Source organism: Tahibacter sp., assembly GCF_035481375.1.
Taxonomy (GTDB): Bacteria; Pseudomonadota; Gammaproteobacteria; order Xanthomonadales; family Rhodanobacteraceae; genus Tahibacter.
The window spans coordinates 1-24679 of sequence record NZ_DATIGT010000116.1 but is presented as its reverse complement, the minus strand read 5'-3'; the positions used below and the strand labels follow the sequence as shown (position 1 = coordinate 24679).

At 69.5% G+C, this 24679-nt stretch carries 27 protein-coding genes; 4 read left to right on the top strand and 23 right to left on the bottom strand.

The features are described from left to right. From VLF18_RS07485 to VLF18_RS07475, 3 genes are all read left to right on the top strand, one after another. Nucleotides 1-1628 (top strand): tetratricopeptide repeat protein (locus tag VLF18_RS07485; protein ID WP_325278996.1); only part of this gene is annotated, 1628 nt, incomplete at its 5' end. After that, nucleotides 1618-2394, top strand: a complete 777-nt coding sequence (locus VLF18_RS07480) for a sensor histidine kinase (RefSeq protein WP_325278995.1) — start codon at nt 1618-1620, stop codon at nt 2392-2394. The genes VLF18_RS07485 and VLF18_RS07480, both read left to right, overlap by 11 nt. Beyond that, a complete protein-coding gene (locus VLF18_RS07475) occupies nt 2391-3029 on the top strand; it encodes a response regulator transcription factor (RefSeq protein ID WP_325278994.1) in 639 nt (212 codons plus the stop codon). Before VLF18_RS07480 ends, VLF18_RS07475 begins: the two co-directional genes overlap by 4 nt. A 198-nt stretch (nt 3030-3227) precedes the next feature. Here VLF18_RS07475 and VLF18_RS07470 read toward each other — a convergent pair whose 3' ends face one another. The 19 genes from VLF18_RS07470 to VLF18_RS07385 all read right to left on the bottom strand — a co-directional run bounded on the left by VLF18_RS07470 (nt 3228) and on the right by VLF18_RS07385 (nt 20124). Beyond that, a complete protein-coding gene (locus VLF18_RS07470) occupies nt 3228-4472 on the bottom strand; it encodes a c-type cytochrome biogenesis protein CcmI/CycH (RefSeq protein ID WP_325278993.1) in 1245 nt (414 codons plus the stop codon). Further along, nucleotides 4469-4921: a cytochrome c-type biogenesis protein gene (locus tag VLF18_RS07465; protein WP_325278997.1), complete on the bottom strand. Its 453-nt coding sequence runs from the start codon at nt 4919-4921 to the stop codon at nt 4469-4471. Before VLF18_RS07465 ends, VLF18_RS07470 begins: the two co-directional genes overlap by 4 nt. A 5-nt stretch (nt 4922-4926) precedes the next feature. Beyond that, nucleotides 4927-5481 (bottom strand): DsbE family thiol:disulfide interchange protein, encoded by a 555-nt coding sequence (locus VLF18_RS07460; protein WP_325278992.1) that lies wholly within the window; start codon nt 5479-5481, stop codon nt 4927-4929. Beyond that, nucleotides 5481-7466, bottom strand: coding sequence for a heme lyase CcmF/NrfE family subunit (locus tag VLF18_RS07455; protein WP_325278991.1), 1986 nt, complete (start codon nt 7464-7466; stop codon nt 5481-5483). Before VLF18_RS07455 ends, VLF18_RS07460 begins: the two co-directional genes overlap by 1 nt. 118 nt (nt 7467-7584) lie before the next feature. Beyond that, entirely contained in the window at nt 7585-7665 is an 81-nt protein-coding gene (locus VLF18_RS23145; protein WP_414717198.1) for an SEC-C metal-binding domain-containing protein, read from the bottom strand. A 278-nt stretch (nt 7666-7943) separates the two neighbouring features. Beyond that, nucleotides 7944-8408: a cytochrome c maturation protein CcmE gene (gene ccmE / locus VLF18_RS07450; RefSeq protein ID WP_325278990.1), complete on the bottom strand. Its 465-nt coding sequence runs from the start codon at nt 8406-8408 to the stop codon at nt 7944-7946. Further along, the gene (ccmD, locus tag VLF18_RS07445; protein ID WP_325278989.1) at nt 8405-8581 is read right to left on the bottom strand and encodes a heme exporter protein CcmD; all 177 of its coding nucleotides are present in this window, start codon (nt 8579-8581) and stop codon (nt 8405-8407) included. Before ccmD ends, ccmE begins: the two co-directional genes overlap by 4 nt. Continuing rightward, entirely contained in the window at nt 8578-9333 is a 756-nt protein-coding gene (locus tag VLF18_RS07440; protein WP_325278988.1) for a heme ABC transporter permease, read from the bottom strand. The genes ccmD and VLF18_RS07440 overlap by 4 nt, the downstream gene beginning before the upstream one ends. 40 nt (nt 9334-9373) lie before the next feature. Beyond that, the gene (gene ccmB / locus VLF18_RS07435) at nt 9374-10057 is read right to left on the bottom strand and encodes a heme exporter protein CcmB (protein ID WP_325278987.1); all 684 of its coding nucleotides are present in this window, start codon (nt 10055-10057) and stop codon (nt 9374-9376) included. Beyond that, nucleotides 10054-10713, bottom strand: coding sequence for a cytochrome c biogenesis heme-transporting ATPase CcmA (gene ccmA, locus VLF18_RS07430; RefSeq protein ID WP_325278986.1), 660 nt, complete (start codon nt 10711-10713; stop codon nt 10054-10056). The genes ccmB and ccmA overlap by 4 nt, the downstream gene beginning before the upstream one ends. Nucleotides 10714-10779: 66 nt before the next feature. After that, complete coding sequence (locus VLF18_RS07425; protein WP_325278985.1) at nt 10780-13683, bottom strand: serine/threonine-protein kinase; 2904 nt, start codon at nt 13681-13683, stop codon at nt 10780-10782. After that, a complete protein-coding gene (locus VLF18_RS07420; RefSeq protein WP_325278984.1) occupies nt 13680-14246 on the bottom strand; it encodes an ECF-type sigma factor in 567 nt (188 codons plus the stop codon). Before VLF18_RS07420 ends, VLF18_RS07425 begins: the two co-directional genes overlap by 4 nt. A 91-nt stretch (nt 14247-14337) precedes the next feature. After that, nucleotides 14338-14757 carry a DUF3293 domain-containing protein gene (locus tag VLF18_RS07415; protein ID WP_325278983.1) on the bottom strand — a complete coding sequence of 140 codons (420 nt, stop codon included), beginning with the start codon at nt 14755-14757 and terminating at the stop codon, nt 14338-14340. Next, the gene (locus tag VLF18_RS07410) at nt 14758-16185 is read right to left on the bottom strand and encodes an FAD-dependent oxidoreductase (RefSeq protein ID WP_414717197.1); all 1428 of its coding nucleotides are present in this window, start codon (nt 16183-16185) and stop codon (nt 14758-14760) included. Then, a complete protein-coding gene (locus tag VLF18_RS07405) occupies nt 16185-16676 on the bottom strand; it encodes a hypothetical protein (protein WP_325278981.1) in 492 nt (163 codons plus the stop codon). The genes VLF18_RS07410 and VLF18_RS07405 overlap by 1 nt, the downstream gene beginning before the upstream one ends. Nucleotides 16677-16722: 46 nt before the next feature. Further along, entirely contained in the window at nt 16723-18003 is a 1281-nt protein-coding gene (gene kynU, locus VLF18_RS07400) for a kynureninase (RefSeq protein WP_325278980.1), read from the bottom strand. A gap of 8 nt (nt 18004-18011) precedes the next feature. After that, nucleotides 18012-18530 carry a hypothetical protein gene (locus VLF18_RS07395; protein WP_325278979.1) on the bottom strand — a complete coding sequence of 173 codons (519 nt, stop codon included), beginning with the start codon at nt 18528-18530 and terminating at the stop codon, nt 18012-18014. Continuing rightward, a complete protein-coding gene (locus tag VLF18_RS07390) occupies nt 18527-19555 on the bottom strand; it encodes an amidohydrolase family protein (protein WP_325278978.1) in 1029 nt (342 codons plus the stop codon). Before VLF18_RS07390 ends, VLF18_RS07395 begins: the two co-directional genes overlap by 4 nt. Before the next feature lie 47 nt (nt 19556-19602). Beyond that, on the bottom strand, nt 19603-20124 hold the full coding sequence (locus VLF18_RS07385) for a 3-hydroxyanthranilate 3,4-dioxygenase (RefSeq protein ID WP_325278977.1): 522 nt from the start codon (nt 20122-20124) through the stop codon (nt 19603-19605). A gap of 123 nt (nt 20125-20247) precedes the next feature. Here VLF18_RS07385 and VLF18_RS07380 point away from each other — a divergent pair, with 123 nt between their 5' ends. Next, nucleotides 20248-20871: a hypothetical protein gene (locus tag VLF18_RS07380; protein WP_325278976.1), complete on the top strand. Its 624-nt coding sequence runs from the start codon at nt 20248-20250 to the stop codon at nt 20869-20871. 116 nt (nt 20872-20987) lie between these two features. Here the strand turns inward: VLF18_RS07380 and VLF18_RS07375 are convergent, their stop codons facing one another. From VLF18_RS07375 to VLF18_RS07360, 4 genes are all read right to left on the bottom strand, one after another. Then, nucleotides 20988-21410, bottom strand: a complete 423-nt coding sequence (locus VLF18_RS07375; RefSeq protein ID WP_325278975.1) for a RidA family protein — start codon at nt 21408-21410, stop codon at nt 20988-20990. Continuing rightward, nucleotides 21407-22741, bottom strand: a complete 1335-nt coding sequence (locus VLF18_RS07370; protein WP_325278974.1) for a hypothetical protein — start codon at nt 22739-22741, stop codon at nt 21407-21409. The genes VLF18_RS07375 and VLF18_RS07370 overlap by 4 nt, the downstream gene beginning before the upstream one ends. Nucleotides 22742-22871: 130 nt before the next feature. Then, complete coding sequence (gene can / locus VLF18_RS07365) at nt 22872-23522, bottom strand: carbonate dehydratase (protein WP_325278973.1); 651 nt, start codon at nt 23520-23522, stop codon at nt 22872-22874. 103 nt (nt 23523-23625) lie between these two features. Beyond that, nucleotides 23626-24679: aldehyde dehydrogenase family protein (locus VLF18_RS07360; protein WP_325278972.1), on the bottom strand; the 1054-nt coding region annotated here is incomplete at its 5' end.

Here is a 24679-nt window from a genome sequence, read left to right as displayed (position 1 = left end):
GCCAACTGCTGGCGACGCATGCGCGCGACGCCGGCGTCGTGCTCGATGCGGCGCTGGCCGAGGCCGACAGCGGTCGCGGCGAACGCGCGCTGCAACTGCTCGAAGCGCTGGTCGCGAACGACGGCGAAGACGCGCGCGCGTGGTTCCTGCTCGGCCGCGTCGCGATCCAGCAGGGGCAGGCGCGCCGCGCCGTCGACGACTATCTGCTGCGCGCGCTCGTGCTGTGGACGCGCGCGGGGGATGCGCGCGCCGAGGCCGAGGCGCGCAACGCGCTCGGCGTCGGCTACGAACGGCTCGGCCAGCTCGACGCGGCCGTCGAGCAGTACCGGCGCGCCGCGGACATGCGCGCGGCGATCGCCGACACGCGCGGCCAGGCCACGAGCCTGCGCAATCTCGCGATCGTGCAGGCCGTGCGCGGCGATCGCGCCGCGGCCGAGGCCAGCCTCGAACGCGCGCGCGGCGTACTCGAAGCGCTCGGCGACCGCGCGAGCATCGCCGACCTGCACAACGACCGCGGCGTGGTCGCCGAGGAACGCGGCGATTTTCGCGAGGCGCTGGCCGCGTTCCGCGAGGCGCTCGCGTTGCGCCAGCAGCTCGGACAGGCGACGCTGATTGCGCAAAGTTTGAACAACGTCGCATTCTGCTATTTTCAGCTCGGTGAAATCGACAATGCGGCGGTCTACTGGCAGCAGGCGCTGGGGTCGTACCGCCAGATCGACGATCGCGAGGGAGCGTTGCAGGTGATCCAGAGCATGGCGTTGCTCGAACTGAGTCGCGGCCACTACGCCGACGCCGGCCAGCGCCTCGACGCGTCGCTGCGCGAAGCGCAGGACCTGCAGCTGCCCGAGGAAATCGACGTCGCCCAGGTCTATCGCGGCGAACTGGCGCTGGCCGAGGGGCGCAGCGCCGACGCGGCGTCGGCGGCGGCGTCCGCCGCAGCCGGCTTCGAGCGGCGCGCCGACCGCCGCGGACTTTCCGAGGCGAAGCTGCTCGCGGCGCGCGCGGCGGTATTCGTCGGCGATTCGGCCGCCGCGACACAGGCGCTCGCCGGAGTCGTCGAAGCTGAACTGAGCCCGGAACAGCACGCGCTGTTCCTGCTGACGCGCGCGCGGCTCGGCGCGCTCGACGGCGCAGTGGCGGTCGAGCGCGATCTCGCCGACGCCGAGCGCATCGCCGGCGAGGCGCACAACGCCGCACTGCAGCTCGACGTGCGCATCGAACGCGCGCAGGCCGCGCTGGCGACCGCGCCGCGCAAGGCCGATGCGCTGATCGCCGATCTCGTCACGGCGGCGCAGCGCCGCGGACAGGCGCCGCTGCGGCTGGCCGTCATCGTGCTGGAACTACAGCGCGGCCTGCGCGGCGACGCCGCCGCCGCCGTGCAGCGCTATCGCGAGGCGCAGGTGCTGCTGCGCCAGCTCGGACGCTGGCACGACGAGGCGCGCCTGCACGCATTCGGCGCGGCGCTGCTGCGCCGCGGCGGCAAGACCGCGGAAGCCGACGCGGCGGAACAGGCGGCGGTTCGCGCGCGCGCCGCGCTGCTCGATGCGGCAGCGCCGGCGCAGCGCGAGCGTTTCGCGCAGTTGCTGGACCGGCGCGCGCGTCAGGCCGAGGCGGCCGATGAACGCTGACGACGGCGCCGTGGCCGCGCTGAACCAGCGCATCGACGAACTGATGCGGCAGCACGCCGCGCTGCTGACGCGGCTGCAGCAGGATCAGCGCCGGACGCGCCATCTCGCGCGATCGGTCTGGCGCATCGAGGAACAGGCGCGCCGGCGCATCGCGCGGGAACTGCACGACGGGGTCGGCCAGAATCTCGTCGCCCTGATGCGGCAGCTCGACACGATCGCTTCGCAACTGCCCCGCAACGCCGAAGCCAGTCATGGCGGGTTGCTGCGCGCGCGGGAACTCGTGCAGGCGACGCTCGAGGACACGCGTTCGCTGTCGCGGTTGCTGCGGCCGCAGATCCTCGATGATCTCGGCCTCGAAGCGGCGCTGCGCTGGCTCGCGCGCAGCGTCGACGGTCTGTGCGTGGAACTGGAATTGCCCGAGGACATGCCGGCGTTCGACGACGACACCTCGACGCTGCTGTTTCGCGTCGCACAGGAAGCGCTGTCGAACGCGGCCAGGCATGCCGGCGCGAGCCAGGTGCATATCGCCGTGACGCTGCGCCCGCACGGCCAGTCGCTGCGCATGGATATTCGCGACGACGGTCGCGGCTGCGACCTGTCCGCGGCGCTGGCCGCGGGGCGCGACGGCGAAGGCGGCGGACTTGGTGGTATACGCGACCGTGTCGACTTGTTCGACGGCCGGTTGGATCTACAATCTGTACCGGGTCAAGGATTCAACATTTGCATCGAGCTTCCGCTGCGCAGCACCGCCAGGAGCGAACCATGATCCGCGTGTTGGTTGCCGATGACCATACGATCGTACGCGAGACGCTCGTCGCCGCACTCGACGCCAGCGGCGAATGCCTCGTCGTCGGCCAGGCGGCCGACGGTATCGAAGCCGTCGAACAATGCCTGCGGCTGCAGCCCGATATCGCGATCGTCGATATCTCGATGCCCCGCCTCAACGGCATCGAAGTCGTGCGGCGGCTGCGCAACGAACTGCCGCAGATGCGCATCCTCGTGCTGACCATGCATCAGGAAGAGGAATACGTCCTGCACATGCTGCGCGCCGGCGCCGCCGGTTATCTGCGCAAGGACGCGGCCATGGTCGAGCTGATCGAGGCGGTGCGCAGCCTCGGCGGCGGCGGCCTGCATTTCGGCGCGCACGCGACGCGCGCGATGGCAATGCAGATGCAGCAGGCCAAGCCGATTCCGGCCGACCCGTACCGCGACCTGTCGCCGCGCGAGCGCGAAGTGTTCCATCTGATCGTCGACGGCCTGACGACGAAGGAAATCGCTTCGCGCCTCGACATCGGCATCAAGACCGCCGAGAACCACCGCCAGCGCGTGTTCGCGAAGCTCGACGTGCGCAATGCCGCCGAGCTCGTGCGCTATGCGGCGCGGAATCATCTGATCGATTGAGTCCAGGGCGGTCGATGCAACGCGGGGCGCAATAACCGAAGGGCATTGCGCCGTCTCACACCCGTCGTACGCGCCAACAAAAAAAAACACCGCGCCTTTCGCCGGCAATTCAACGGCGGGGCCGGCAACGGACTTGGCGCAATGCGCCTGGCCTGTTGCGCCCTGCGTTTTCCTAACCGACAACCGGCTGGATGCCGGTTAGGGGACGACCTCGTCGATGACGAGGGCGATCGGCGCCTTGCTGTCGACGGCGACGGGCGCCGAGAGCTTCTGCAGGTCGCCGCTCTGGGCCTTCGCGTTGCCGCTGGCCGAGATGCGTGCGCCGACGACGACCTGCGGGAACTGCGACAGCTTCATGTTCGGCAGCATGCCCATTTCCTCGGTCAGCGCGACCGTCGCCGGCAGGTCGGCCAGCGTCAGGCGCTTGACGGCCAGCGGCATCGGCGGGCCGGATGCGGCGCGCGCGAACACGAACACGCTCGCGCCGGCCGGCGCCCTGTCGCGCAGGGCCGGGGACAGCGAGACCTCGACGGACAGGCGGATATCCGCAGCGCCGCCGGCAGCGGGATCTGCCGCGGGCGCGGCCGCCGGTGCAGCCGGCGGAACGGCGGCCGGCACCGGCGCCGCCTCGGCCAGTCCCGCGCGCTGGCGCGCGTCGGCGATCTGTTTTTCGAGCGAGCCGCGCGCGTCGGACTGCGGCGGCAGCTGCGCGCGCAGGTGCTCCCAGCGTGCGGCGGCCTCGGCGTAGCGCTGCTGCTGGTAGTCGGCGATACCGAGCAGCCAGAGGCCGCGCTGGTGATTCGGATCGGTCTTCACGGCGGCTTCGAGGAGATCGCGCGCCGGTCCGGCGATGCGCCGGCTCTCGCCGGCGAGGGCGAGCGCTTCGGCGTAGTCGACCTGCACGTCCACGTTGTCCCTGGCGCGGTCGTAGGCGTTCTTCAAGGCGTCGCGCGCGTCGGCGAAGCGTTCCATCGTCTTGTAGGCGCGGCCGAGCAGCAGCCAGCCCTCGACGTCGTCGGGATTGTTCGCGAGCTTGTCCGCGAGTCCCTTCACGGCCGCGTCCATGTCCGGTCCGGGCGTGCCACCGCCGCTGGCGGCGCCGGCCGCGGCCATGACGACCGGGTCCATCGCCTTGACGTTGCCCAGTTCGAGATACAGCCCGATCGCGGCGGCCGGCAGCAACAGCAGCACCGCGAGCGCGCCGTTGAACGCGCTGCGCGTGCGCGGCGGCAGCGCTGCGTCGGCCGGCGATTGTTCGAGCGCCGACAGCTTCGCGAGATGTTCCTCGGCGGTGATGACGCCGGCGGCCAGCGCGTCGTCGAGCGCGCGGCGGCGCGTTGCGAGGGCGGCACGAGGACGACCGCCGCGCAGCAGCGGCAGCATGACGAAAGCGAGGGCGGACAGCAGCATCAGGCCGGCCAGCACGACGAACGCAGGGGTCACCAGTCTTCCTCCTCACGCGGCGCCGCCGTGGCGGCGGCCGACGGTTGCGCCAGCGACGCCTGCCGGCGGCGCACGATGACGACGAGCACGCCGGCGCCGGCGAGCAGCGCGAGCAGCGGTCCGAACCAGAGCAGCCAGGTCGATGCGCTGAGCGGCGGGTCGTACAGCACGAACTGCGAATAGCGCTCGACGAGATAGTCCTTGATCTGCGCATCGGTCTTGCCCGAGCGCATCTGATCGAAGACTTCGCGGCGCAGGTCGCCAGCGAGTCCGGCGTCGGAATCGGCGAGATTCTGGTTCTGGCAGACCAGGCAGCGCAGTTCGCGCGTCAGCGCCTGGAAGCGTTTTTCCTCGGCCGTGTCCTTGAAGTCGAGCGGCTGAACGGCCTGCGCCGCGAATGCGCAGAACAGCGCGACGACGAACGCGATGTATGGCGGCAAACGTCGCATCGGGATCATTTTCCACTCCGTAGCGCGTCGAGACGGATCGCGGCGAGCGCGGGCTTCAGCTCTTTTTCGATGTAGTCGGGCGTCAGCGCGCCGATGCGCTTGAGCCGGATCGTGCCGTTGCCGTCGACGAGAAAGGTTTCGGGCGCGCCGTAGACGCCGAAGTCGATCGCCGTGCGGCCGACGTTGTCGGCGACGATGACGGTGTACGGATTGCCGAAGCGCGCGAGCCACGCGTTCGCGTCGGACGGATCGTCCTTCCAGTTGTAGCCGACCAGCGGAACGTCGAGTTCCTTCGCGTAGCGCATCAGGACCGGGTGCTCGTCCACGCAGCTCGGGCACCAGCTGCCGAACACGTTGAGCAGGTACGGCTTGCCCTTGAGATCGGCACTGCCGTAGCGGCGATCGGGCTCGTTGAGCACGGGCAGCTCGAACGCCGGCGCGGTCTTGCCGATCAGCGGCGAGGGCACCTCGCGCTGGTCGTGCGTCATGTTCCAGGCCAGTCCGAAACCCAGCAGCGCGGCGAGCAGCAGGAACGCGAACAGCGGCAACAGGCGCGCCATCAGGCCGTCTCCGCCGCGAGCGTCGGCGCGGGCGCCGGTGCCGGCGTCGCCGGCTGCGCGTCGCGCGCGAGACCGAGGCTGCGGAAGCGCCGGTCGGTCGCGGCGACGAATCCGCCGAGCATCATCAGCAGCGCGCCGAGCCAGATCCAGCGCACGAACGGCTTGATGTAGACGCGCAGCGACCACGCGCCGTCGGTGCCGACCGGTTCGCCGAGCGCGACGTAGATGTCGCGCACGAAGCCCGGATCGATCGCCGACTCGGTCTGCACCTGGCCGCGCAGATAGCGCCGCTTCTGCGGCGTCAGCGTTGCGACCGTCGCGCCGTCGCGCGTGATGAAGACGCTGCCCGAATCGGCTTCGTAGTTCGGTCCCTGCGCGTGGCGCGCACCGTCGAAGCGTACGTCGTACGCGCCGATGCGCACGGTTTCTCCGGGCGCGAAGCGCAAATCGCGTTCGATGCCGGTCGCCTCGGTCACGAGCACGCCGGCGACGAACACGCCGACGCCGAAATGCGCGCAGATCATGCCGAGCATTTCCGGCGTGAAGCGCCGGCCCGGCGGCGCATGACGCCAGCGCGACAGCGCGTACAGCGCGATGCCGACGCCGACCCAGAGGCCGAAGCCCACGCCCGCGACGGCCTTGAACGGCAGTCCACCGACGAGCAGCCACGCGAGCACCGCCGCGATGAACGCGACCGCGAGCGCCGGCAGCAGCGCGCGGAATGCGGCCGGCAACTGCGCCTGACGCCATTTGAGGAACGGGCCGAACGGCAGCAGCAGCACGACCGGCGCCATCAAGGCGGCGAACATGAACCCGAAATACGGCGGACCGACCGAGATCCGTCCCGCGTCGAGCGCTTCGCCGAGCAGCGGAAACAGCGTGCCGAGCAGCACCATCAGTGCGGCGATCGAGAACAGCAGGTTGTTCACAAGTAGCAAGGTGTCGCGGCTGACCGCAGCGAACGGCTCGCCGCCGGCGACCTTCGGCGCGCGCAGTGCGTAGATCAGCAGCGAGCCGCCGACCACGATGACGAGGAAGGCGAGCACGAACAGGCCGCGCTGCGGATCGCTCGCGAACGCGTGCACCGAGGTCAGCACGCCCGAACGCACGAGGAAGGTGCCGAGCAGCGACAGCGAGAACGCGGCGATCGCGAGCAGCAGCGTCCACGCGCGGAACGAACCGCGTTTTTCGGTGACGGCCTGCGAGTGGATCAGCGCCGTGCCGACGAGCCATGGCATGAACGACGCGTTCTCGACCGGATCCCAGAACCACCAGCCGCCCCAGCCGAGTTCGTAGTAGGCCCACCACGAGCCGAGCGCGATACCGAGCGTCAGGAACGCCCAGGCGACATTCGTCCACGGGCGCGCCCAGCGCACCCAGGCCACGTCGAGCGCGCCGCCGAGCAGTGCGGCGATCGCGAAGGCGAACGCGACCGAAAAGCCCACATAGCCCATGTAGAGCATCGGCGGGTGCACGATCAGGCCGAAGTCCTGCAGCAGCGGATTGAGATCGTTGCCGTCGGGCAGCGCCGGAACATGGCGCAGGAACGGATTGGACGTGAACAGCGTGAACAGCAGGAAGCCGACGCTGACGAAGCCGAGCACGCCGAGCACGCGCGCGATGAAGACGTCGGGCAGCCGGCGGCTGAATGCGGCGACGACAACCGTCCAGATGTTGAGGATCAGGATCCAGAGCAGCAGCGAGCCTTCGTGCGCGCCCCAGACCGCGGAGAAGCGGTAGTACCAGGGCAGCGCGGAATTCGAGTTCTGCGCGACATAGGCGACCGAGAAGTCCTGCTGCATGAAGGCCGCCGTGAGCACCAGGAACGCGATGCCGACGAACACCGCCTGGCCCGCGGCGGTCGGGCGCGCCGTCGCGATCAGTGCGGCGTTGTTGCGCCAGGCGCCCCACAGGGGCAGCGCGGTCTGGGCGAGCGCCAGCAACAGCGCGAGGATCAGGGCGAATTGGCCGAGTTCGGGCAGCATGGCGTGGCGGCGGCTCCAGGGGCCGCCGCGGCGCGGGCCGCGGCGGCGGTTGCAGCGATTGCAGCGATCGGGATTCAGCGATGGTAGTCGTGCCGGAGCACGCCATCGAAAGCTCCCCTTATCGAGACAACAGTTCTTGAAATCTGCGACCCGAACCACAGGGGCAGGGGTCTTTGCGTCCGAGTTTTTCGCAGAGCACCTTGTCGCCGTGGACTACGCGCAGACCGCGCTTGACGCGCGCTTCCGACGGATAGCCGCGGCGGCGCTTGCTAGTTGCCTCGAAAGCTCACCGGGTGATCGTTCTTGCGCATGGCACCTCTCCTTCTGCAAAGCGCGAAATGGTCCGTTCGCGCGGCGGTCTGTGTTTCGCAGTCGGCAGAAGCTTGAGCCCTCTCCCCAAGCTCGCTTGGGGGGAGCGAGGTCGCCGCTTCCTATCCTGTGCGCACGAATCGTCGCGGCAGCCGCGACGATCGACGTCTACTGCGCCGCCGGCGTTTTCGCCGGCTCCACCTCATGCTTCTTGTGCGCCTTCGCCATCGCCTCGGCGACGTCGCGCGGCACGTAGTTCTCGTCGTGCTTGGCCAGCACCTCGCTGGCGACGAAGCGGTTGCCCTCCATGCGCCCGGTCGCGATGACCGACTGCTTTTCGCGGAACAGGTCCGGCAGGATGCCGGTGTATTCCACGGCCATGTCGGCATCGCCGTCGGTCACGGTGAAGCCGGTCTTCAGCGAGTCGCCCGCGCGCTGGATCGAACCGGCCTTGACCATCCCGCCCAGGCGGAAGCGTGCCTCGGCGGGCACCTTGCCGGCCAGCACTTCGACCGGCGTGTAGAGATAGGTGATGTTCTGCTGCAGCGCGAGCACGGTCAGCGCGGCGGCGATGCCGACGGCGCCGAGGATCAGCGACACCACGATGAGACGGCGTTTGCGCGTCGGGTTCATGCACTTTCCTCACTGCGTTTCTGCGCGCGGCGCAGGCGGCCGCGCAGTTCGCGCAGCACGCGGCGGCGCTTGAGCAGCGGCGCGGCGGCGTCGATCGCGAGCGTGACGACGAAGATCGCGATCGCACTCCAGACGTAGGTGCCGTAACCGCCCATGGACAGGAATTCGCTCATGCGGCGTCCTCGGCCAGCGCGATCCGGCGCACCCAGTCCTTGCCGGCTTCGAGTTCGAGCAGGTCGACGCGCGCGCGCGACAGCAGGCTCGCGGCGAACAGGAACTTGGTCGCGATCGCCATGACGAGCAGCGGCCAGAGCATCCGCGAGTCGATCAGCGAGGGGCCGAACAGCTTGATCGTCGAGCCCTGGTGCAGCGTGTTCCACCAGTTGACCGAGAAATGCACGATCGGCAGGTTGACGACACCGATCAGCGCGAGGAACGCGGCCGCGCGGGCGGCCTGGCGCCGGTCCTCGATGGCCTGGTACAGACCGAGCACGCCGAGATAGAGGAACAGCAATACGAGTTCCGAGGTGAGCCGCGCATCCCAGGTCCACCAGGTGCCCCACATCGGCTTGCCCCAGATCGAACCGGACGCGAGGCAGATGAACGTGAACGCGGCGCCGATCGGCGCCGAGGCCATCGCGAGCGTTTCCGACAGCTTGATGCGCCAGACCAGCGCGATGAAGCCGTTCACAGCCATGAACGCATAGATGAACAGGCTCATCCAGGCGCTGGGCACATGGACGTAGATGATGCGGAACGCATCGCTCTGCTGGTAGTCCGACGGCGCCGCGACGAGACCGCCGTAGAGGCCGACCGCGAGACCGATCAGCGCGGCGCCCCAGAACCACGGCAGCAGCCGCCCGGCGAACCGGTAGAAGTAGGGCGGCGAGCCCAGCTTGTGGAACCAGAGTACGAGTGGATTCATGGATTCGTGTACAGAGGGTGGTCCGGCGTGCGCATCGGCGTCAGCTCAGCGAGATCCGCAGCGCCGCAGCGCAGGCCAGCGGCGCCAGGACCAGCGCCAGCGCGAGTCCCGCACCGAGCCACAGCAGCGGCGCCAGCACGGGCAGGCCCTGCTGCGCGGCGTTGCAGGCGCCGGCGGCGAAGATCAGGACCGGCACATACAGCGGCAACACGAGGAGCGCGAGCAGCATACCAGAGCGGCGCATGCCGACCGTCAGCGCGACGCAGACTGCACCGATCAGGCTCAGGAGCGGCGTGGACAGCGCCAGCGCCGCCAGCAGCACCGGCAGTACCGGCCGCGGCAGGAACAGCAGTTCGCCGAGCAGCGGCGCGACCAGCAGCAGCGGCAGCGCGGTCGTCAGCCAGTGCACGGCGATCTTGCAGGCGAGCAGCAGCGGCAGCGGGTGCGGCGACAGCACGAGCTGTTCGAGCGAGCCGTCCTCCAGGTCGGAGCGGAACAGCGCGTCGAGCGACAGCAGCCCGGCCAGCAGCAGCGCGACGAGCACGGTGCCTGCGGCGATGCGCGCGAGCGCCGTGGGTTCCGGGCCGAGCGCGAACGGGAACAGCACGACGACCATGACGGCGAACAGCACCGGGTTCAGCGCGTCGCCGCGGCGGCGCCAGACCAGGCTGAAGTCGCGCACGAGCAGTGCGCGGCAGGCGGAAGCGGCGGTGCCGTAGCTCATGCGGCGTCCTGCTGCGTGTCGCGCAGTCGGATGCGGCGCGGCGTGCCGGAGGTATAGGCATATGCGCCGTGCGAGGTGATCAGCGCCGCGCCGCCGCGCAGCGCATGCAGTTCGAGCAGGCGGTTCACCAGCGCGATGCCTTCGCGGTCGAGATTCGCGTAGGGTTCGTCGAGCAGCCACAGCGCGGCCGGCACGAGCAGCAGCCGGGCGAGCGCGACGCGCTTCTTCTGGCCTGCCGAGAGCTGGCGCAGCGGAACGTCTTCGTAGCCTTCGAGACCCACGCTCTTCAACGCGTGATGCGGCGTGATGCCCGGACGCAGTCCGCCGAGACCGATCGCGAAGCGCAGATTTTGCAAAGGCGACAATTCCCCTTTGATGCCGAGCAGGTGCCCGAGCAGCGCGACCTGATGCGACAGGCGCGCGAGCGTCAGCGGTTCGCCGTTGAGCAGCACCTCGCCGGCGCCGGGCTCGAGCAGGCCGGAGAGCACCTTGAGCAGCGTGGTCTTGCCGCTGCCGTTGTCGCCTTCCATGAGCACGACGTCGCCCGCATCGAGCCGGAAGTCCAGCGGCCCGAAGATCGGCTCGTCGTTGCGCAGGTAGGCGAGGCCGCGCGCTTGGAGGAGCGGCGGTTTCTCTGCAGGGGTCGGGAAATTCATGCGGGGGCAATGCTAACCGCGCGCGCGTGCGGTTGCCACGGAGCGCGGCGATGCGCCGCACGCCGTTCAGCGCGCGCCGCCGTCGAGGTAGGCGTGGTACTGGCGCAGGACTTCCGGGTCGGGGTTGGTCCATTGGGCCAGCAGGGCTTCGGCCTGCAGCCGCGCCGCCCGGGCCTGCGCCGGTTGCCGCTGGGCGCGCGCCGCGGCCGCAGCGATTGCCCAGGCCAGCGCGCGCGGGCCTGCGCCGCCCGCGCCGACATCGGCGCCGCCGTCGATGACGCGCCGCGCCAGCGCGTCGGCGGCGGCGGGCCGGCCCAGCGCGAGTTCGGCACGTGCCTGGCCCAGCAGCGTCCCGGCATAGCGCAGGTCCTTGCGCGCGTCGAGCTTTTCGAGCAGCGCCGCACTCGCGGCGAAACTCGCGAGCGCAGCCTCGGCGTGATCGTTGATGAGCTGCGCGGCGCCGAGGGTCTGGCGCATCGCGGCGTTGTCGCGGCTCTCGGCGAGCACCTTGTCGGCGATCGCGACGCCTTCGGTCGCGAGCGCCTCGGCCTCCGCACCGTTGCCGCGCCGGCGCTGCAGCTGGCTCAGGCCGTTGAGGCTCGACATCACCAGCGGATGCACGTCGCCGACGTTGGCGCGGTGGCGTGCAAGCGCGGCGCGCAGCAGCGGTTCGGCCTCGTCGAAACGCTCCAGGCGCGTGAAGCCGATGCCGAGGTTGCTCTGCACGGTGAGTCCTTGCGGCGAATCGAGCAGCTGGTTCTCGGCGTAAATGTCGCGCGCTTCGGCGAGCAGCACGACCATCTGGCCGAAATCCTGCCGTGCCATCGCGAGCGTTGCGAGCGAATTCAAGGTCGCGCCGATGTTCGGATGCCGCGGGCCCAGCGATTCGCGCTGGATCGCCAGCGCCTCGTTCAATGCCGCGGCGCATTCGTCGATGCGGCCCTGCTGGCGCAGTGCGATGCCGAGTATCTGCAGGGTCTCGCCGACGGCCGCATGGCGCGGTCCGAAGCGTTTGCGCCGGATCTCGAGCGCTGCGCGCAGTTCGCGCTCCGCATCGGCGCTGCGCTGGCGATCGACGAGCATCGTCGCGTAGTCGTTGCGGACTTCGCCGACCTGCGAGTGCTCCTTGCCGAACGCGCTTTCGCTGCGTGCGATCGCGTCGCGGAATGCGGCGTCGGCTTCGTCGTAGCGCGCGACGCGGCTCAGCAGCAGCGCCTCGATGTGCCGGTTGCGCGTGCGTTCGCGCGTCGCGGCTTCGTCGTCGCCGGCAATCAGCGGCGCGGCGGCGCGGATGGCCGCGAGACCGTCCGCGAAACGGCCCTGGCGGTCGTTGACCGAGGCGCGCTCGGTCAGCGCCGCGCCGCGCTGGGCGGCATTGCCGTCGCGCTCGGCTTCGCTCAGGAGCGCGAGCGCGCCGTCGAAATCGGCGCGTTCGCGGCCGACGCGGGCGAGTTCGATCGCTGCATTGACACTGTTCGCCGCGTCGTCCTGTTCGACGAATCCGTCGCGTGCCTGCCGCAGCAGCGATGCGGCCTGACCGAACTGGCCGAGCTGGCGGTACAGCGTGCCGAGCGTCAGCTGCATCTGTGCCTTCAGCGCGGGCTGGCCGGCGAGCTCCTGGTCGACGCGCGCGACGCCCTGGTCGATGAGTTCGCGCGCGGTCACGCGCGCGCCGGCCGCGGCATCGGGTGCGGCCGCATCGAATACGCCGGCGAGAAAACCCTGCGCGGCGCGCGCCAGCTCGGCCTCGCGCGCGGCGCGGCGCGCCTGGGACAGCGCGAGCGCGCTGCCCGCGACGATCGCGACGAGCGCGAGCAGCAGCGCGGTCGAGGCGACGCGGTGGCGCGACGCGAAGCGGCGCAGGCGATACCAGCCGCTGTCGCGCCGCGCGAGGATCGGCGCGCCGCGCAGGAAGCGGCGCACGTCGTCGGCCAGCGCCTGCGCGGTGGCATAACGGCGAGCCGCGTCGGCGTCGGTCGCGCGTGCGACGATGATGCCGAGGTCGCCGCGCAGCCGCCGCGGAGGCACGCTGCCGTGCGCGGCGGCGGCGGCCTTGCTGAGCCGGTCGCTGGCCGAGCCTTGCTGCGCGGCCGGATTGTCGTGGAAGCGCGCGCCGCTCAGCAGTTCGAACAGCAGCACGCCGAGCGCATAGACGTCGACCGCGGTGCCCGCGTGCTCGCCGCGCAACTGTTCCGGCGCGGCGTAGGCGCGGCTCACGAAGCGTGCGCCGGTCTGCGTCCGGCCGTCGCTGCCGTCCTCTTCCAGCACTTTGGCGACGCCGAAATCCAGCAGGTGCGGACGGCCGTCGGCGTCGACGAGCACATTGTTCGGCTTGAGGTCGCGATGCACGACGAGCTGGCCGTGCGCATAGGCGACGGCCTCGGCGAGCTGCACGAAGGCGTCGAGCCGCCGGCTCAGCGTCGCCTGCGTCGCCTCGGCCCAGTCGTTGAGCGGCACGCCGGCCACGTATTCCATGACGAACCACGGCTGGCCCGATTCGCCGACACCGCCGTCGAGCAGGCGAGCGATCTGCGGATGCTGCAGCTGCGCGAGAATGCGGCGTTCGCGCCGGAAGCGCGCGAGGATCTCGCTGGAGTCCATGCCGCGCTTGATCCACTTGAGCGCGCCCTGCTGCACGTAGCCGTCGCCGTCGCGCGCGGCCAGGAACACGGTGCCCATGCCGCCGCGGCCGAGGCGTTTCTGGATCGTCCAGCCGCCGATCACGCTGCCGGGCGCGAGTTCGTCGTCGGCATCGCCGCTGAGCCGTTCGGCGACGCGGCCGGCACCGGCGTCGAGCAGGTTCGGCGCGGCTTCCGCGGCGATCAGCTGCTGCAGCAGCGCGGCCAGGGCCGGGTCGCCCTGTGTCCGTGCCGCGACGAACGCCGCGCGCTGCGCGGCGTCGAGTTCCAGCGCCTCGCGCAGCAGCGCGAACGCGCGCCGCTTGCGCGCGAGCGCGTCGTCGACGCTCATGCGGGCGGCGTTCCGGCGTTCATTTCCGCGGCGAGCAGCGCGCGTGCCGCCTGCCAGTCGCGCATCACCGTGCGCACGGTCAGGCCTTCGAGTTCGGCGACTTCGGGAAATGCGAGGCCGCCGAAGAAATGCAGCTGCACGACACGCGCGGCGCGTTCGTCGATCTGTTCGAGCGTGTTCAGCGCCTGATCGAGCGCGAGCACTTCGACGGCGTCGCTCGGATCATCGGGCAGGCGCTCGTCGAGCGTGACCATGACCGCGCCGCCGCCGCGCTTGTCGGCCTGGATGCGGCGCGCGTGATCGACCATGACCTGACGCATCGCGCGTGCCGCGAGCGCCATGAAATGCTGACGGCTGCTCGTGTTGAGCTGGCTCGCCGCGGCGAGCTTCACATAGGTCTCGTTGACCAGCGCCGTCGTCGACAGCGTGAGCCCGGCGTTGCCGCGCAACTGGTAGCGCGCGCACTGGCGCAGTTCGTCGTAGAGCAGCGTGAACAGGCGGTCCTGGGCGGCGTTTTCGCCGCGACTGGATGCGGCGAGCAGGGCGGTCACGTCGTCGTGCATGAGGGCGATCCAGGGAAGTCGGCGCAACTGTGCGAGGCGGACCGGGCGCGCGTCAATGCAGGCATCGATACCGCGCGTATGGCCGAACCGATCAGTCGACGGTATAGCTTCGCAGCTCGACCTGGCCGTTTCCGTGCGCCAGCACGACGGCGTTCTGTGAATGGCGACACGCGAGCGCGTCGACCGTTTCCATGGAGAGGCCGGCGACGAACAGCGAGGGCTCGCGCCAGACTTCGCCGGCGAGCCGGCCGACGCCGGGCAGCACGCGCGCGCCGGCCGCACGCGCGGCGGCGAACAGCTCGCGCTGCGCCGCGCGATTGATGCGGGCCGGCTGCGGCTGCGAGCGCGGGTTGTAGGCCGTGATGAACGCCGCGGATGCGGCGCCCGCCATCCACGCGGCCAGCGCGTCCGGCAGCGGCGCGCCGATGCGCAGCACGGCACGCGCGCCGCCCGGCAGGCGGACTGCGTAGTCGCAGGCGCGGTAGATCGCGAGCAGTTCCGCGGAGACCACTCAGTCCAGCGCCGGCAGCGGGTCGAGTCGCGCAGTCACGGCCGCGTCGGCTGCAGCGAGGTCGACGTCGGCCAGCGACGACTTGCCGCGCACGAACTCGCGCAGCAGCTGCGACTGCTGTTCGCCGCGCGCGCGTGCGACGGCATACGGCAGGCGCGTGAACGTGACCATCGAGTAGCGCGGCAGATAACGCTCCGGATGGCGCTGCGCGAGCACGCGTTCGAGTTCGCGCATCAGCAAATAGTCCGGGTCGTCGACGCGGTCGCGCATCTCGACGTAGTTGTCGAGCGCCATCGCGGCGATCGCATCGCTGTTGGGTTTGCGCCGGCGCTGGAACTCGGCGAACACCGATGCCGCGTCGCCGTCGGCCGCGAGCAGGCCGGCGAGTTCGACGGCATCTTCAAAGCCGCAGTTCATGCCCTGGCCGTGGAACGGCACGATCGCGTGCGCGGCGTCGCCGAGCAGCAGCGCGCGGCCGTCGACGTGCCAGCGGTCCAGATACAGCGTGGCCAGCAGGCCGGTCGGATTGCGTGCGAAGTCGTCGAGGAAGTCCGGCATCAGCGGCACGGCGTCGCCGAAGTCGCGGCGAAAGAACGCGTCGACCGATTCGCGCGTCGTCAGCCGCGAGAACGCCGGCGCGCCGTCGGCGAGCGGCGTGCCCGGCAGGAACAGCGTCACGGTGAAGCTGCCCTCGGCGTTCGGCAGCGCGATGCACATGTAGCTGCCGCGCGGCCAGATGTGCAGCGCATGCGCTTCCATCGCATAGCGTTCGCCGCGCGCCTTCGCCTCGCGCAGCGCCGGTGTCAGCGCTGCATCGGGCAGTTGCGGCAGCGGCGGAATCTCCAGTTCCTTGTAGCCGTGTCCGAGCGCGTCCATGCGTTCGCCGAGATCGGTCATCTGCTGCATGGCCTGGCGCAGCGCCGAGCCGGCGCCGTCGGCACCGAGCAGCAGGCCCGCATCGACCTGGCGCGCGCTGCCGTCCGCGTCGTCGCGCAGCACGAGCCGCGAGGTGTTCCAGTCGACCGCATCGAGCCGATGACCGAAATGAATCGTGGCGCCGGCGCGCTCGGCCGCATCGAGCAATGTGCAGTTGAGCTGGCCGCGGCTGACCGACCAGATCACCTCCGAATCGTCGCGGCCGTAGCGCTGCAGATTCGTGTTGCCGGCGACATCGTGGATCATGCGTCCGCGCATCATCACCGCGATCGGTGCAATCACCTCGCCGAGCCCGGCGACGCGCAGGCCGTGCCAGCCGCGCTCGGCCAGCGCGAGATTGATCGAGCGCCCGCCGATGAAGCCGTGGATGCGCGGATCGGGCCGCCGTTCGAACACGGTCACGCGAAAGCCGCGCTGCGCGAGCAGGGTTGCGAGCAGCGCGCCGACGAGGCCGGCGCCGATCAGCGTGATTTCGGGCTTGCTCGGCATGATCAGTTCCTGCGCGGCTCGTGCAGATATTCGAGAAAGAAATTGATGCCGGACCAGGTCACGGCCACAGGCGCGCCGCAGTCGAGGCACTGGCTCCAGGACACGCGATACGGTTCGTCGGCCGACTGGTGCAGCACGCTGAACTGATCCGGGTCGTCGCCGACTTCGGAATAGACCGCTTGCCAGCCGTGGTCGTCGCGTCGTGTGAACACGGCGACAACGCTGCCGCGTTTGCCCTGCTTGTCGTCGTAAATGCCGACCCGGGCGCGATCGGGCGTTTGTCGTCGTTGAAGTCGCCGTTGGCGACGAAATGGCGGTCGCGGCTGCTCGCGTCGGCGCGCTGCGCCGCCGTCGGTACCGAGCTCTCCAGCGCCGTCGCGCGCACCCATGCCCGATTGACGCGATCGACGGGAACACCCCAGCAGTTGCCTGTCGCGCGGCTCCAGCGCGAACGTCTTCCACCACGTCGTATCGGCCAGGGCGGCGGTGGACACGAATCCCGCTGCGATGAGCGTTGCCGGGCGCCCGTAACGCCGCCGATCACGCATGCGTGAAGGCCTTCAATGCCTCGACGAGCCGCCACGCATCCTCGTGGCGGTTGTACAGCGCGGTCGGCGCGACGCGTATCACGTCGGGTTCGCGCCAGTCGCCGACGATGCCGCGCGCGGCGAGGTGTTCGAACAGCTCGCGGCCCGCTTCGCGCGGGCCTTTCACGCGCAGGCTCAGCTGGCTGCCGCGGCGCTGCGGTTCGGACGGCGTGCGGATGTCGATGAGCTGCGGCACTTCGCGTTCGATCAGCGCGGCGAGATAGGCGGTCAGCGCGAGCGATTTCTCGCGCAGCCGCGCGATGCCGGCGCGATGGAAGATCTCCAGCGACACGCGCAGCGGCGCGAGCGCGAGGATCGGCGGATTCGACAGCTGCCAGCCGTCGGCACCCGGCGTCGGGCGGAAGTCCGGGCCCATCTGGAAGCGCGTCGCCTGATCGTGGCCCCACCAGCCGGCGAAGCGCGGGCGCTCGCTGCGCGCATGGCGTTCGTGCACGAAGCAGCCGGCAACGGCGCCGGGGCCGGAGTTGACGTATTTGTAGTGGCACCAGACCGCGAAATCGCAGCCGCTGTCGTGCAGGTTCACCGGAACGTTGCCGACGGCATGCGCGAGGTCGAAGCCGACGACGCAACCCTTGGCATGCGCGAGCTTCGTGATCGCCGCGAGATCGAATACCTGGCCGGTCAGGTACTGCACGCCGGGCAGCAGCACGAGCGCGATGCGTTCGCCGTGCTCCTCGAGCACGCGCTCGATCGCGGCGAGCGAGATCGTGCCGTTCGGTTCGTCGCCGTCGAGTTCGATCAGTGCGTCGGCCGGATCGAAGCCGTGGAAGCGCACCTGCGATTCGAGCGCGTAGCGGTCCGACGGAAACGCGCGCTTTTCGAGCAGGATCGCGGCACGCTGCGCGGTCGGCCGGTAGAAGCTGACCATCATCAGATGCAGGTTCGCGCTCAGCGAATTCATCGCGACGACTTCGCCGGCCTGCGCGCCGACGAGTTCGGCGAGATGTTCGCGCACGAAGCCGTGATACGGCATCCACGGATGCCGGCCGCGGAAATGCGCCTCGACCGCGAGCGCGCTCCAGTCGTCGAGTTCGTCGGCGAGCGCCTGCCGCGTCGCGCGCGGCATCAGGCCGAGCGAATTGCCGCAGAGATAGACCTGTTCGCCGATCTCGTGCGGCGGAATGCAGAACTCGCCGCGGAACGCGGCGAGCGCATCGGCGCGGTCCTGCGCCTGGGCCCAGTCGAGGTCGGCCGGGAAATCCGCTGCGGTCATCGACGCACTCACTTCTGCAGCGAGGCGGCGATCTGGTCGCAACCCTGCGCGTAGGCCGCGACCCAGGCCGGGCTTGTGCCCTTGAGGACCGGGTGCACGCAGCGCAGCTGCACCGCGATGCCATTCTTGTAGAAATAGCTTTCGCGATATTTGTAACGCGTCTTCTGGTTCAGGCCGCTGTAGCGCAGGCTGCCTCCGTCGGAGCCGGTCTCGCTTTCGTAGCCGGGCGTCTGCCGCGCCTTTTCCAGCGCCTGGTTGACGAAGGACTGGAACGCCTGCGCGTCGTCGAGCTTGCGCGTCGTCACGGTCACGCGCGTGGCCTCGCCGGTGCCGCTGTCGGCCGGATCCTTGACCTGGAACGCGACGACCTGCGGATTGCCTTCGCTCATCTGCATGATGACGGGCCAGTCAGAGGGCGCGCTGAAGGCGATCGCGCCGTCGTTGAGGGTGTAGTCGGCGGCGCCGGCGGCCGAGGAAGCCGCGGTCAGCAGCGCGGCGAGCAGTGCAGAAAACGAACGAGCGGTCATTGCGCCTCCGGGGCAGGGGTCGAGAAACGCGCGGCGGGCAGATCGAGCCATTGCAGCGCGGTACCGTGGTAGAGCCGGGCCGATGCGGCGTCGTCGAGCTTCAGCGCGGCGATGCCGCTGCCGGGCTCCTGTTCGCCGAGCGGGAACGGGTAGTCGGTGCCGAGCATGACGCGGTCGATGCCGGCCACGTCGACGAGATAGCGCAGCGCCTGCGGATCGTGCACGCAGGAATCGAAGTACAGCCGGTCGAAGTACTCGCGCGGACTGCGCGCGTTGTCGGTCGCGACGAGATCGGGCCGCATGCGGAAGCCGTGCTCGATGCGACCGATCGTGTACGGAAACGAGCCGCCGCCGTGGGCGAGGCAGACGCGCAGCTCCGGCAGCCGTTCGAGCACGCCGCCGAGGATCAGGCAGCAGGCCGCGCGCGATTGCTCGGCCGGCATGCCGACGAGCCACGGCAGCCAGTATTTCGGCATGGTCTCGCGGCCCATCATGTCCCAGGGATGCACGAGCACCGCGGCGCCGAGATCGGCCGCGGCCTCGAAGAACGGGAACAGTTCGGGCGCGTCGAGATTCCAGTTTTCCACATGAGAACCGATCTGCACGCCGGCGAGTCCGAGCTGCTCGACGCAGCGCTGCAGTTCCTGGATCGCGAGCGTCGGCGACTGCAGCGGCACCGTGCCGATGCCGGCGTAGTGGCGCGGATGGCTGCGGCAGATTTCGGCGGCGTGGTCGTTCAGATGGCGATGCAGTTCCAGCGCCTGGCTCGCCTTGGCCCAGTAGGAGAACAGCACCGGAACGGTCGAGATGACCTGCACCTGCACGCCGAACTTCGCGTAGTCGGCGACGCGCAGATCCGGATCCCAGGTGTTGGCCCAGATCTCGCGGAAGAACTTGCCGTCCTTGTAGATGCGATGACGGTCGTCGGTATGCACGATGACCGGAAAGCGGTCGTCGCCGTATTTCTCGGCGAGATTCGGCCAGTCGCGCGGCAGGATATGGGCGTGGGTATCGATCTTGAGCATGGTCGTCGAGTGTAAGGCACGGCGACGCGGCGGGCGACGCCGACGGCTCAGCCGTAGCGCGCCGGCGCGGGATTCAGATGGCCGCAGCCCTTGCAGGTGCGCGCCGCGGTCGACCCGTAGAAGCGGTCGAACACCGGCGGGAAGTCGGACTCGACGTTCTGCAGTGCGAAGAATTCCTCGTAGAGCTTGTTGTTGCAGCGCTCGCAGAACCAGAGCAGGCCGTCCTTCTCGTGCGGCAGGCGCTTGCGCTCGACGACGAGGCCGATCGAATCGGCCATGCGCTGCGGCGAGTGCGGCACGCGCGGCGGCAGGTAGAACACCTCGCCCGCACGGATCGGAATGTCGCGCGGCTGGCCGTCTTCCTGGATGCGCAGCACCATCTCGCCCTCGAGCTGATAGAAGAACTCCGGACCTTCGTCGACGTGATAGTCGGTGCGCTGGTTCGGCCCGCCGACGACCATGACGATGAAGTCGCCGTCGTAGATGCACTTGTTCGCAACGGGCGGCTTGAGCAGGTGGCGGTTCTCGGCGATCCAGCGTTCGAAGTTCAGGGGCGGGGCTAGCGACATGGGGAGCATCCGGCGGACTGACGCCGAAGTGTAGCCTCGACGGCCGCTGGACGCCGGCATCCGGCCCCGCGATCATGCGCAGCCTGCCGCGTCTGCGGCGCCCTGCTCGAACGAGGTGTCGCCGTGTCCGCCGGAATTCGTCCGCTTCGCCTTGCTGCCGCGTTCGGCGCGGTACTCGCCGCGGCATCGGGAACGGCCACCGCGAAGGACTATCCGCCCGACAGGGGCTGGTCCACGTTCTGGGGCGCGTTCGTCGACGAGATCGCCGGACCGCCCGGCGCCGAGGCATTGAAACCGCTCGCGCACTTCGAGGAAGCCGGCATCGCGTTCGACTACCCCGCCGTGCTGCGCGTCAACTACGACGCCGAAGACCGGCAGTGGCGCCTGTGGCGCGGCGACTTCGAACTCGAAGTCCACGTCGGCGAATACGACGCCGACCATGCGCAGCGCCTGCTCGACATGATGGGCGGCGTGCTGCACGACGGCGACGAGCCCGCCGCCGCCGCGGAAAAGGCGCCGCCGCTGGCGCTCTGCGGCAAGGAAACCGAAGGTTGGCGTCTGCGCTTCACGTTCCTCGGCGACCCGCACGAATACCTGGCCTATACCGTGATGCTCGGCGAACGCGACGCGCGCCTGTTCGTGTTCGACGACCTGCTCGTCGACGGCAAGACGTCCCTCGCGCGCGAGGCCACGCTCGACAACTTGCGCAAGAGCCTGCGCTGTATCGCCCGCGCTCCCGACGCGTAGCCATACATTGCAGGCATCTACGGAAGCAATGCCGGAAACGGCGTCGTGTCAGCGTGCGTCGTTGCTGGATTGTTCTGGATGTGGATAAGTCAATTTCTGCGGGATCCACTGTGCGGCTATGCGCCGTCGAGCGCCGCGACGCACTTGAGCTCGATCGCGATCGGCGTCGGCAGCGCGGTGATGCCAAGTGTCGTGCGGCACGGTTGCGCGGTCGTGAAGTGTTCGGCGTAGAGGCGGTTGTAGACCGGAAAGTCGCGCTGCATGTCGGTCAGGTAGACGGTCACGTCGACGAGGTCTTCCCAGCGCGCGCCTGACGCTTCGAGCACGGCGCGCACGTTGGCGAACACCTGCCGGCATTGGGCCTCGAAATCGTAGGCGACGAGGCGTTTGTCGGCGTCGTACACGTTGCCGGGAATCTCGTTGCTGCCGGGCGTGCGCGGGCCGACGCCGGAGAGGAACAGCAGGTTGCCGACGCGGCGTGCGTGCGGATAGGCGCCGACCGGAGCCGGTGCATTGCTCGTGCGGATGGGATCGCTCATCGTTGCGGGTTCGTGCCTACGGTGATGTTCTGGGTGTTAACGATCTGGTTGTCGGCGCCGCTCGCGCGCACGCGGTAGCGGCCCGGGCGCAGGTACAGGTCGGTGCGCAGCTGGTCGACCGTGCGGAACTTGCGTTCGCTGCCGGTCAGCGACGAGTCCTGCAGGCCGAACACGATGCGGTCGGCCGGGATCGCGTCGTCGCCCTCGCCGATGTAGCGCGCTTCGATCAGGCAGGGCATGACCGAGCGGCAGATCTCGCCGTCGACCGTATAGGCGCGGCGCGCGCCGCCGAGCGACAGCCATGTCTGCCGGCCGTTTTCGTGCGTATACGGCGGCAGCGCGACGCTGACGTCGTATTGCCCGGCGCGCAGGCTCCAGGGCTTGCCGTCCCCGTCGACGAAGGCGACGGGCGTCTTCGGCGACGCCGAGGCGAGCAGCGCGCGGTAGTACGGGTGGTCCTGGCTCGCTTCGGTGTGCGGGATCAGCATGGTCTGCTCGACCGTCAGCGGATCGATGCGCGCGATCTTGCGGAAATGCTGCGCCATGCTCGCGCCGCCGAGGTATTTGCCGGATTCGACGATGTGCGCGTAGCCGGCATTGACGACGACGCGCGCGTCGGCATTGTCCTTGAACACGCGGTTGTACAGATTGCGCGCCTGTTCCTTTTCGCGCGCATCGCCGACGGCTTCGGACGCGGCTTCGTAGGCGACCACGGTGAAGCCGAGCTTCAGCGCCGTGCGCACCATTTCAGCGTAGACCGGCTCCTGCGTGTAGAAGCCGCTGGCGTCGTTCGGATAGCCGCGGCGCGCGAGTTCCGTGTCCGTTTCGTAGAGCGTTTCGGCCGCAAAATGCGTGTACCCGAGCTGCCGGAGCTTCGGCAGCATCTCGACCGTCAGCGAACGCGTGATCGCGGCGTTGTGCGCTTCGTTGAAGAACACGGCGCGCTGGCCGTTCGCGAGTCGCGCGATCGTGTCGGCGGCGGGTTCGCTGCGCCAGGCGTCGCCTTCCAGTGGCGACGGGGCATCCTGCTTGTCGCTGCCCTGCTGGATCGAGAACGACTGCATTGCGTCCTCGTGCAGGCCGAGATAGGACTGGTGCCAGCTCAGGTACTGGCCGAAGATCAGCCGGAACGCCCGGGCTTCGTCGGCGACGTAGGCCGCGCGCATGATCTGGTACTGCGCGAGCAGCCCGCGCACTTTCTCGACCTGGCGCAGTATCGATTCCGATTTCTCGGCCGCGGCGATCTGCTGTTCCTTCCAGCTCGCGGCGCCCGCACCGGTCGCGAACGTGGCGAGGAACAGCGGCAGGGCGAACAGCGGGCTGGGGCGCATGGCGGACTCCGGACGGGACGCGGCCAGCATAGAACAGTGCCGGGCGCGCTCATTTTGCAGCGCATGTGCGTTGCCGCAACTGCGCGCCGCGCCGGCCGAACGCGCAAGCAGCGTCAAGCGCACGGGCGGTTCAGCGTGTCGCGAGGCGGCCCAGCGCGGCCTGGTAGACCGGGGCGAGCTGGTCGCGCGCCTCGACCGTCATGCCGAGGTCGGTGATGCGGCCGTCGAACAGGCTGTAGATCCAGCCGTGCACGCTGAGCTGCTGGCCGCGCGACCAGGCGTCCTCGACGATCGTGGTCTGGCAGACGTTGAACACCTGCTCGATCACGTTGAGTTCGCAGAGCCGCGCGTGGCGCAGCGCGTCGAGCTCGAGCGCGTCGAGCATCGCGGCATGCTTCTGCGCGACGTCGCCGACATGGCGCAGCCAGTTGTCGGCGAGGCCGACGCGCACGCCGGTCAGGCTCGCGTGCACGCCGCTGCAGCCGTAATGCCCGACGACCATGATGTGTTCGACCTTCAGCAGGTCGACCGCGAACTGGATCGTCGACAGGCAATTGAGGTCGGTGTGCACGACGACGTTCGCGACGTTGCGGTGGACGAACACTTCGCCGGGCTGCATGTCGGTAATCTGGTTCGCCGGCACGCGGCTGTCGGAACAGCCGATCCAGAGATACTTCGGCGCCTGCTGGTTGGACAGGCGCTTGAAGAAGTCCTTGTCCTGGGCGCGCATGGCCTCGGCCCAGGCCTTGTTGCGCTTGAGCAGGTCGGACAGGTCGTTCATGGGCCGCATTCCTGGACGAAAGCGCGAAGCATAGTCGGTGCCGGCGGCTTTGCAGAAATGACCTCAGGTGGATTGACGCACTCCGGTGCCGCGGGCTACGCGCTCATTCGAGCGCGATGCAGACGTTCTTGGCCTCGGTGAAGAAACGCAGCGCCTCGACGCCGCCTTCGCGGCCGATGCCCGACTGCTTCACGCCGCCGAACGGCGTGCGCAGGTCGCGCAGCATCCAGCAGTTGATCCAGACGATGCCGCTGTGCAGTTGCGCCGCCACGCGGTGCGCGCGCGACAGATCGCGCGTCCAGACCGTGGCGGCCAGGCCGTAGCTGGTGCCGTTCGCGACCGCGAGCGCGTCGCTCTCGTCGTCGAACGGCTGCAGCGTGACGACGGGCCCGAAGATTTCCTCCTGGTTCGTGCGGCAGGCGGCATCGAGTCCGTCGATGACGGTCGGTGCGATGAACCAGCCGCCGGCGCAGCGGCCCTCCACGCGCACCGCATCGCCGCCGGTCAGCACCCGGCCGCCTTCCTCGCGCGCGAGCGCAATACAGCCCATGACCTTGTCGAAATGCGCCTGCGAGACGACGGCGCCGAGATCGCTGCCCGCGAGCGACGGGTCGCCGACGCGCAGCGCCTGCGCGCGCGCGACGAAACGGTCGCGGAACTCGGCATAGATGCGGCGTTCGACGAGGATGCGCGAGCCGCAGAGACAGATCTGGCCCTGGTTAGCGAACGCCGAGCGCACGATCGTGTCGAGCTGCGCGTCGCTGCCTTCCCAGTCGGCGAAGACCAGCGTCGCGTTCTTGCCGCCGAGTTCGAGCGAGGATTTCTTGAAGCGCTGTGCCGTGCTCAGCGCGATCTGCGCGCCGACGCGCGTGGAACCCGTGAACGACACGGCCTTGATGCGCGGATGATCGACGAGCGCCTGGCCGGTCTGCGCGCCGCTGCCCTGCACGATGTTGAGCACGCCCGGCGGAAAGCCGGCTTCGATGCTCGCCTGCGCCAGCAGGTGCGCGGTCAGCGGCGTGACTTCGGACGGCTTGCCGACGACGCAGTTGCCGGCCGCCAGCGCCGGCGCGATCTTCCAGGTGAACAGATACAGCGGCAGATTCCACGGGCTGATGCAGGCCACGCTGCCGAGCGGCTGGCGCAGCGTGTAGTTC

Coding starts and splice junctions, on each gene's coding strand:
- VLF18_RS07480 (WP_325278995.1), top strand. CDS start 1,618: ATGAACGCTGACGACGGCGCCGTGGCCGCGCTGAACCAGCGCATCGAC.
- VLF18_RS07475 (WP_325278994.1), top strand. CDS start 2,391: ATGATCCGCGTGTTGGTTGCCGATGACCATACGATCGTACGCGAGACG.
- VLF18_RS07465 (WP_325278997.1), bottom strand. CDS start 4,921: ATGCGACGTTTGCCGCCATACATCGCGTTCGTCGTCGCGCTGTTCTGC.
- VLF18_RS07460 (WP_325278992.1), bottom strand. CDS start 5,481: ATGGCGCGCCTGTTGCCGCTGTTCGCGTTCCTGCTGCTCGCCGCGCTG.
- VLF18_RS07455 (WP_325278991.1), bottom strand. CDS start 7,466: ATGCTGCCCGAACTCGGCCAATTCGCCCTGATCCTCGCGCTGTTGCTG.
- ccmE (WP_325278990.1), bottom strand. CDS start 8,408: ATGAACCCGACGCGCAAACGCCGTCTCATCGTGGTGTCGCTGATCCTC.
- ccmD (WP_325278989.1), bottom strand. CDS start 8,581: ATGAGCGAATTCCTGTCCATGGGCGGTTACGGCACCTACGTCTGGAGT.
- VLF18_RS07440 (WP_325278988.1), bottom strand. CDS start 9,333: ATGAATCCACTCGTACTCTGGTTCCACAAGCTGGGCTCGCCGCCCTAC.
- ccmB (WP_325278987.1), bottom strand. CDS start 10,057: ATGAGCTACGGCACCGCCGCTTCCGCCTGCCGCGCACTGCTCGTGCGC.
- ccmA (WP_325278986.1), bottom strand. CDS start 10,713: ATGAATTTCCCGACCCCTGCAGAGAAACCGCCGCTCCTCCAAGCGCGC.
- VLF18_RS07425 (WP_325278985.1), bottom strand. CDS start 13,683: ATGAGCGTCGACGACGCGCTCGCGCGCAAGCGGCGCGCGTTCGCGCTG.
- VLF18_RS07420 (WP_325278984.1), bottom strand. CDS start 14,246: ATGCACGACGACGTGACCGCCCTGCTCGCCGCATCCAGTCGCGGCGAA.
- kynU (WP_325278980.1), bottom strand. CDS start 18,003: ATGACCGCAGCGGATTTCCCGGCCGACCTCGACTGGGCCCAGGCGCAG.
- VLF18_RS07395 (WP_325278979.1), bottom strand. CDS start 18,530: ATGACCGCTCGTTCGTTTTCTGCACTGCTCGCCGCGCTGCTGACCGCG.
- VLF18_RS07390 (WP_325278978.1), bottom strand. CDS start 19,555: ATGCTCAAGATCGATACCCACGCCCATATCCTGCCGCGCGACTGGCCG.
- VLF18_RS07385 (WP_325278977.1), bottom strand. CDS start 20,124: ATGTCGCTAGCCCCGCCCCTGAACTTCGAACGCTGGATCGCCGAGAAC.
- VLF18_RS07375 (WP_325278975.1), bottom strand. CDS start 21,410: ATGAGCGATCCCATCCGCACGAGCAATGCACCGGCTCCGGTCGGCGCC.
- VLF18_RS07370 (WP_325278974.1), bottom strand. CDS start 22,741: ATGCGCCCCAGCCCGCTGTTCGCCCTGCCGCTGTTCCTCGCCACGTTC.
- can (WP_325278973.1), bottom strand. CDS start 23,522: ATGAACGACCTGTCCGACCTGCTCAAGCGCAACAAGGCCTGGGCCGAG.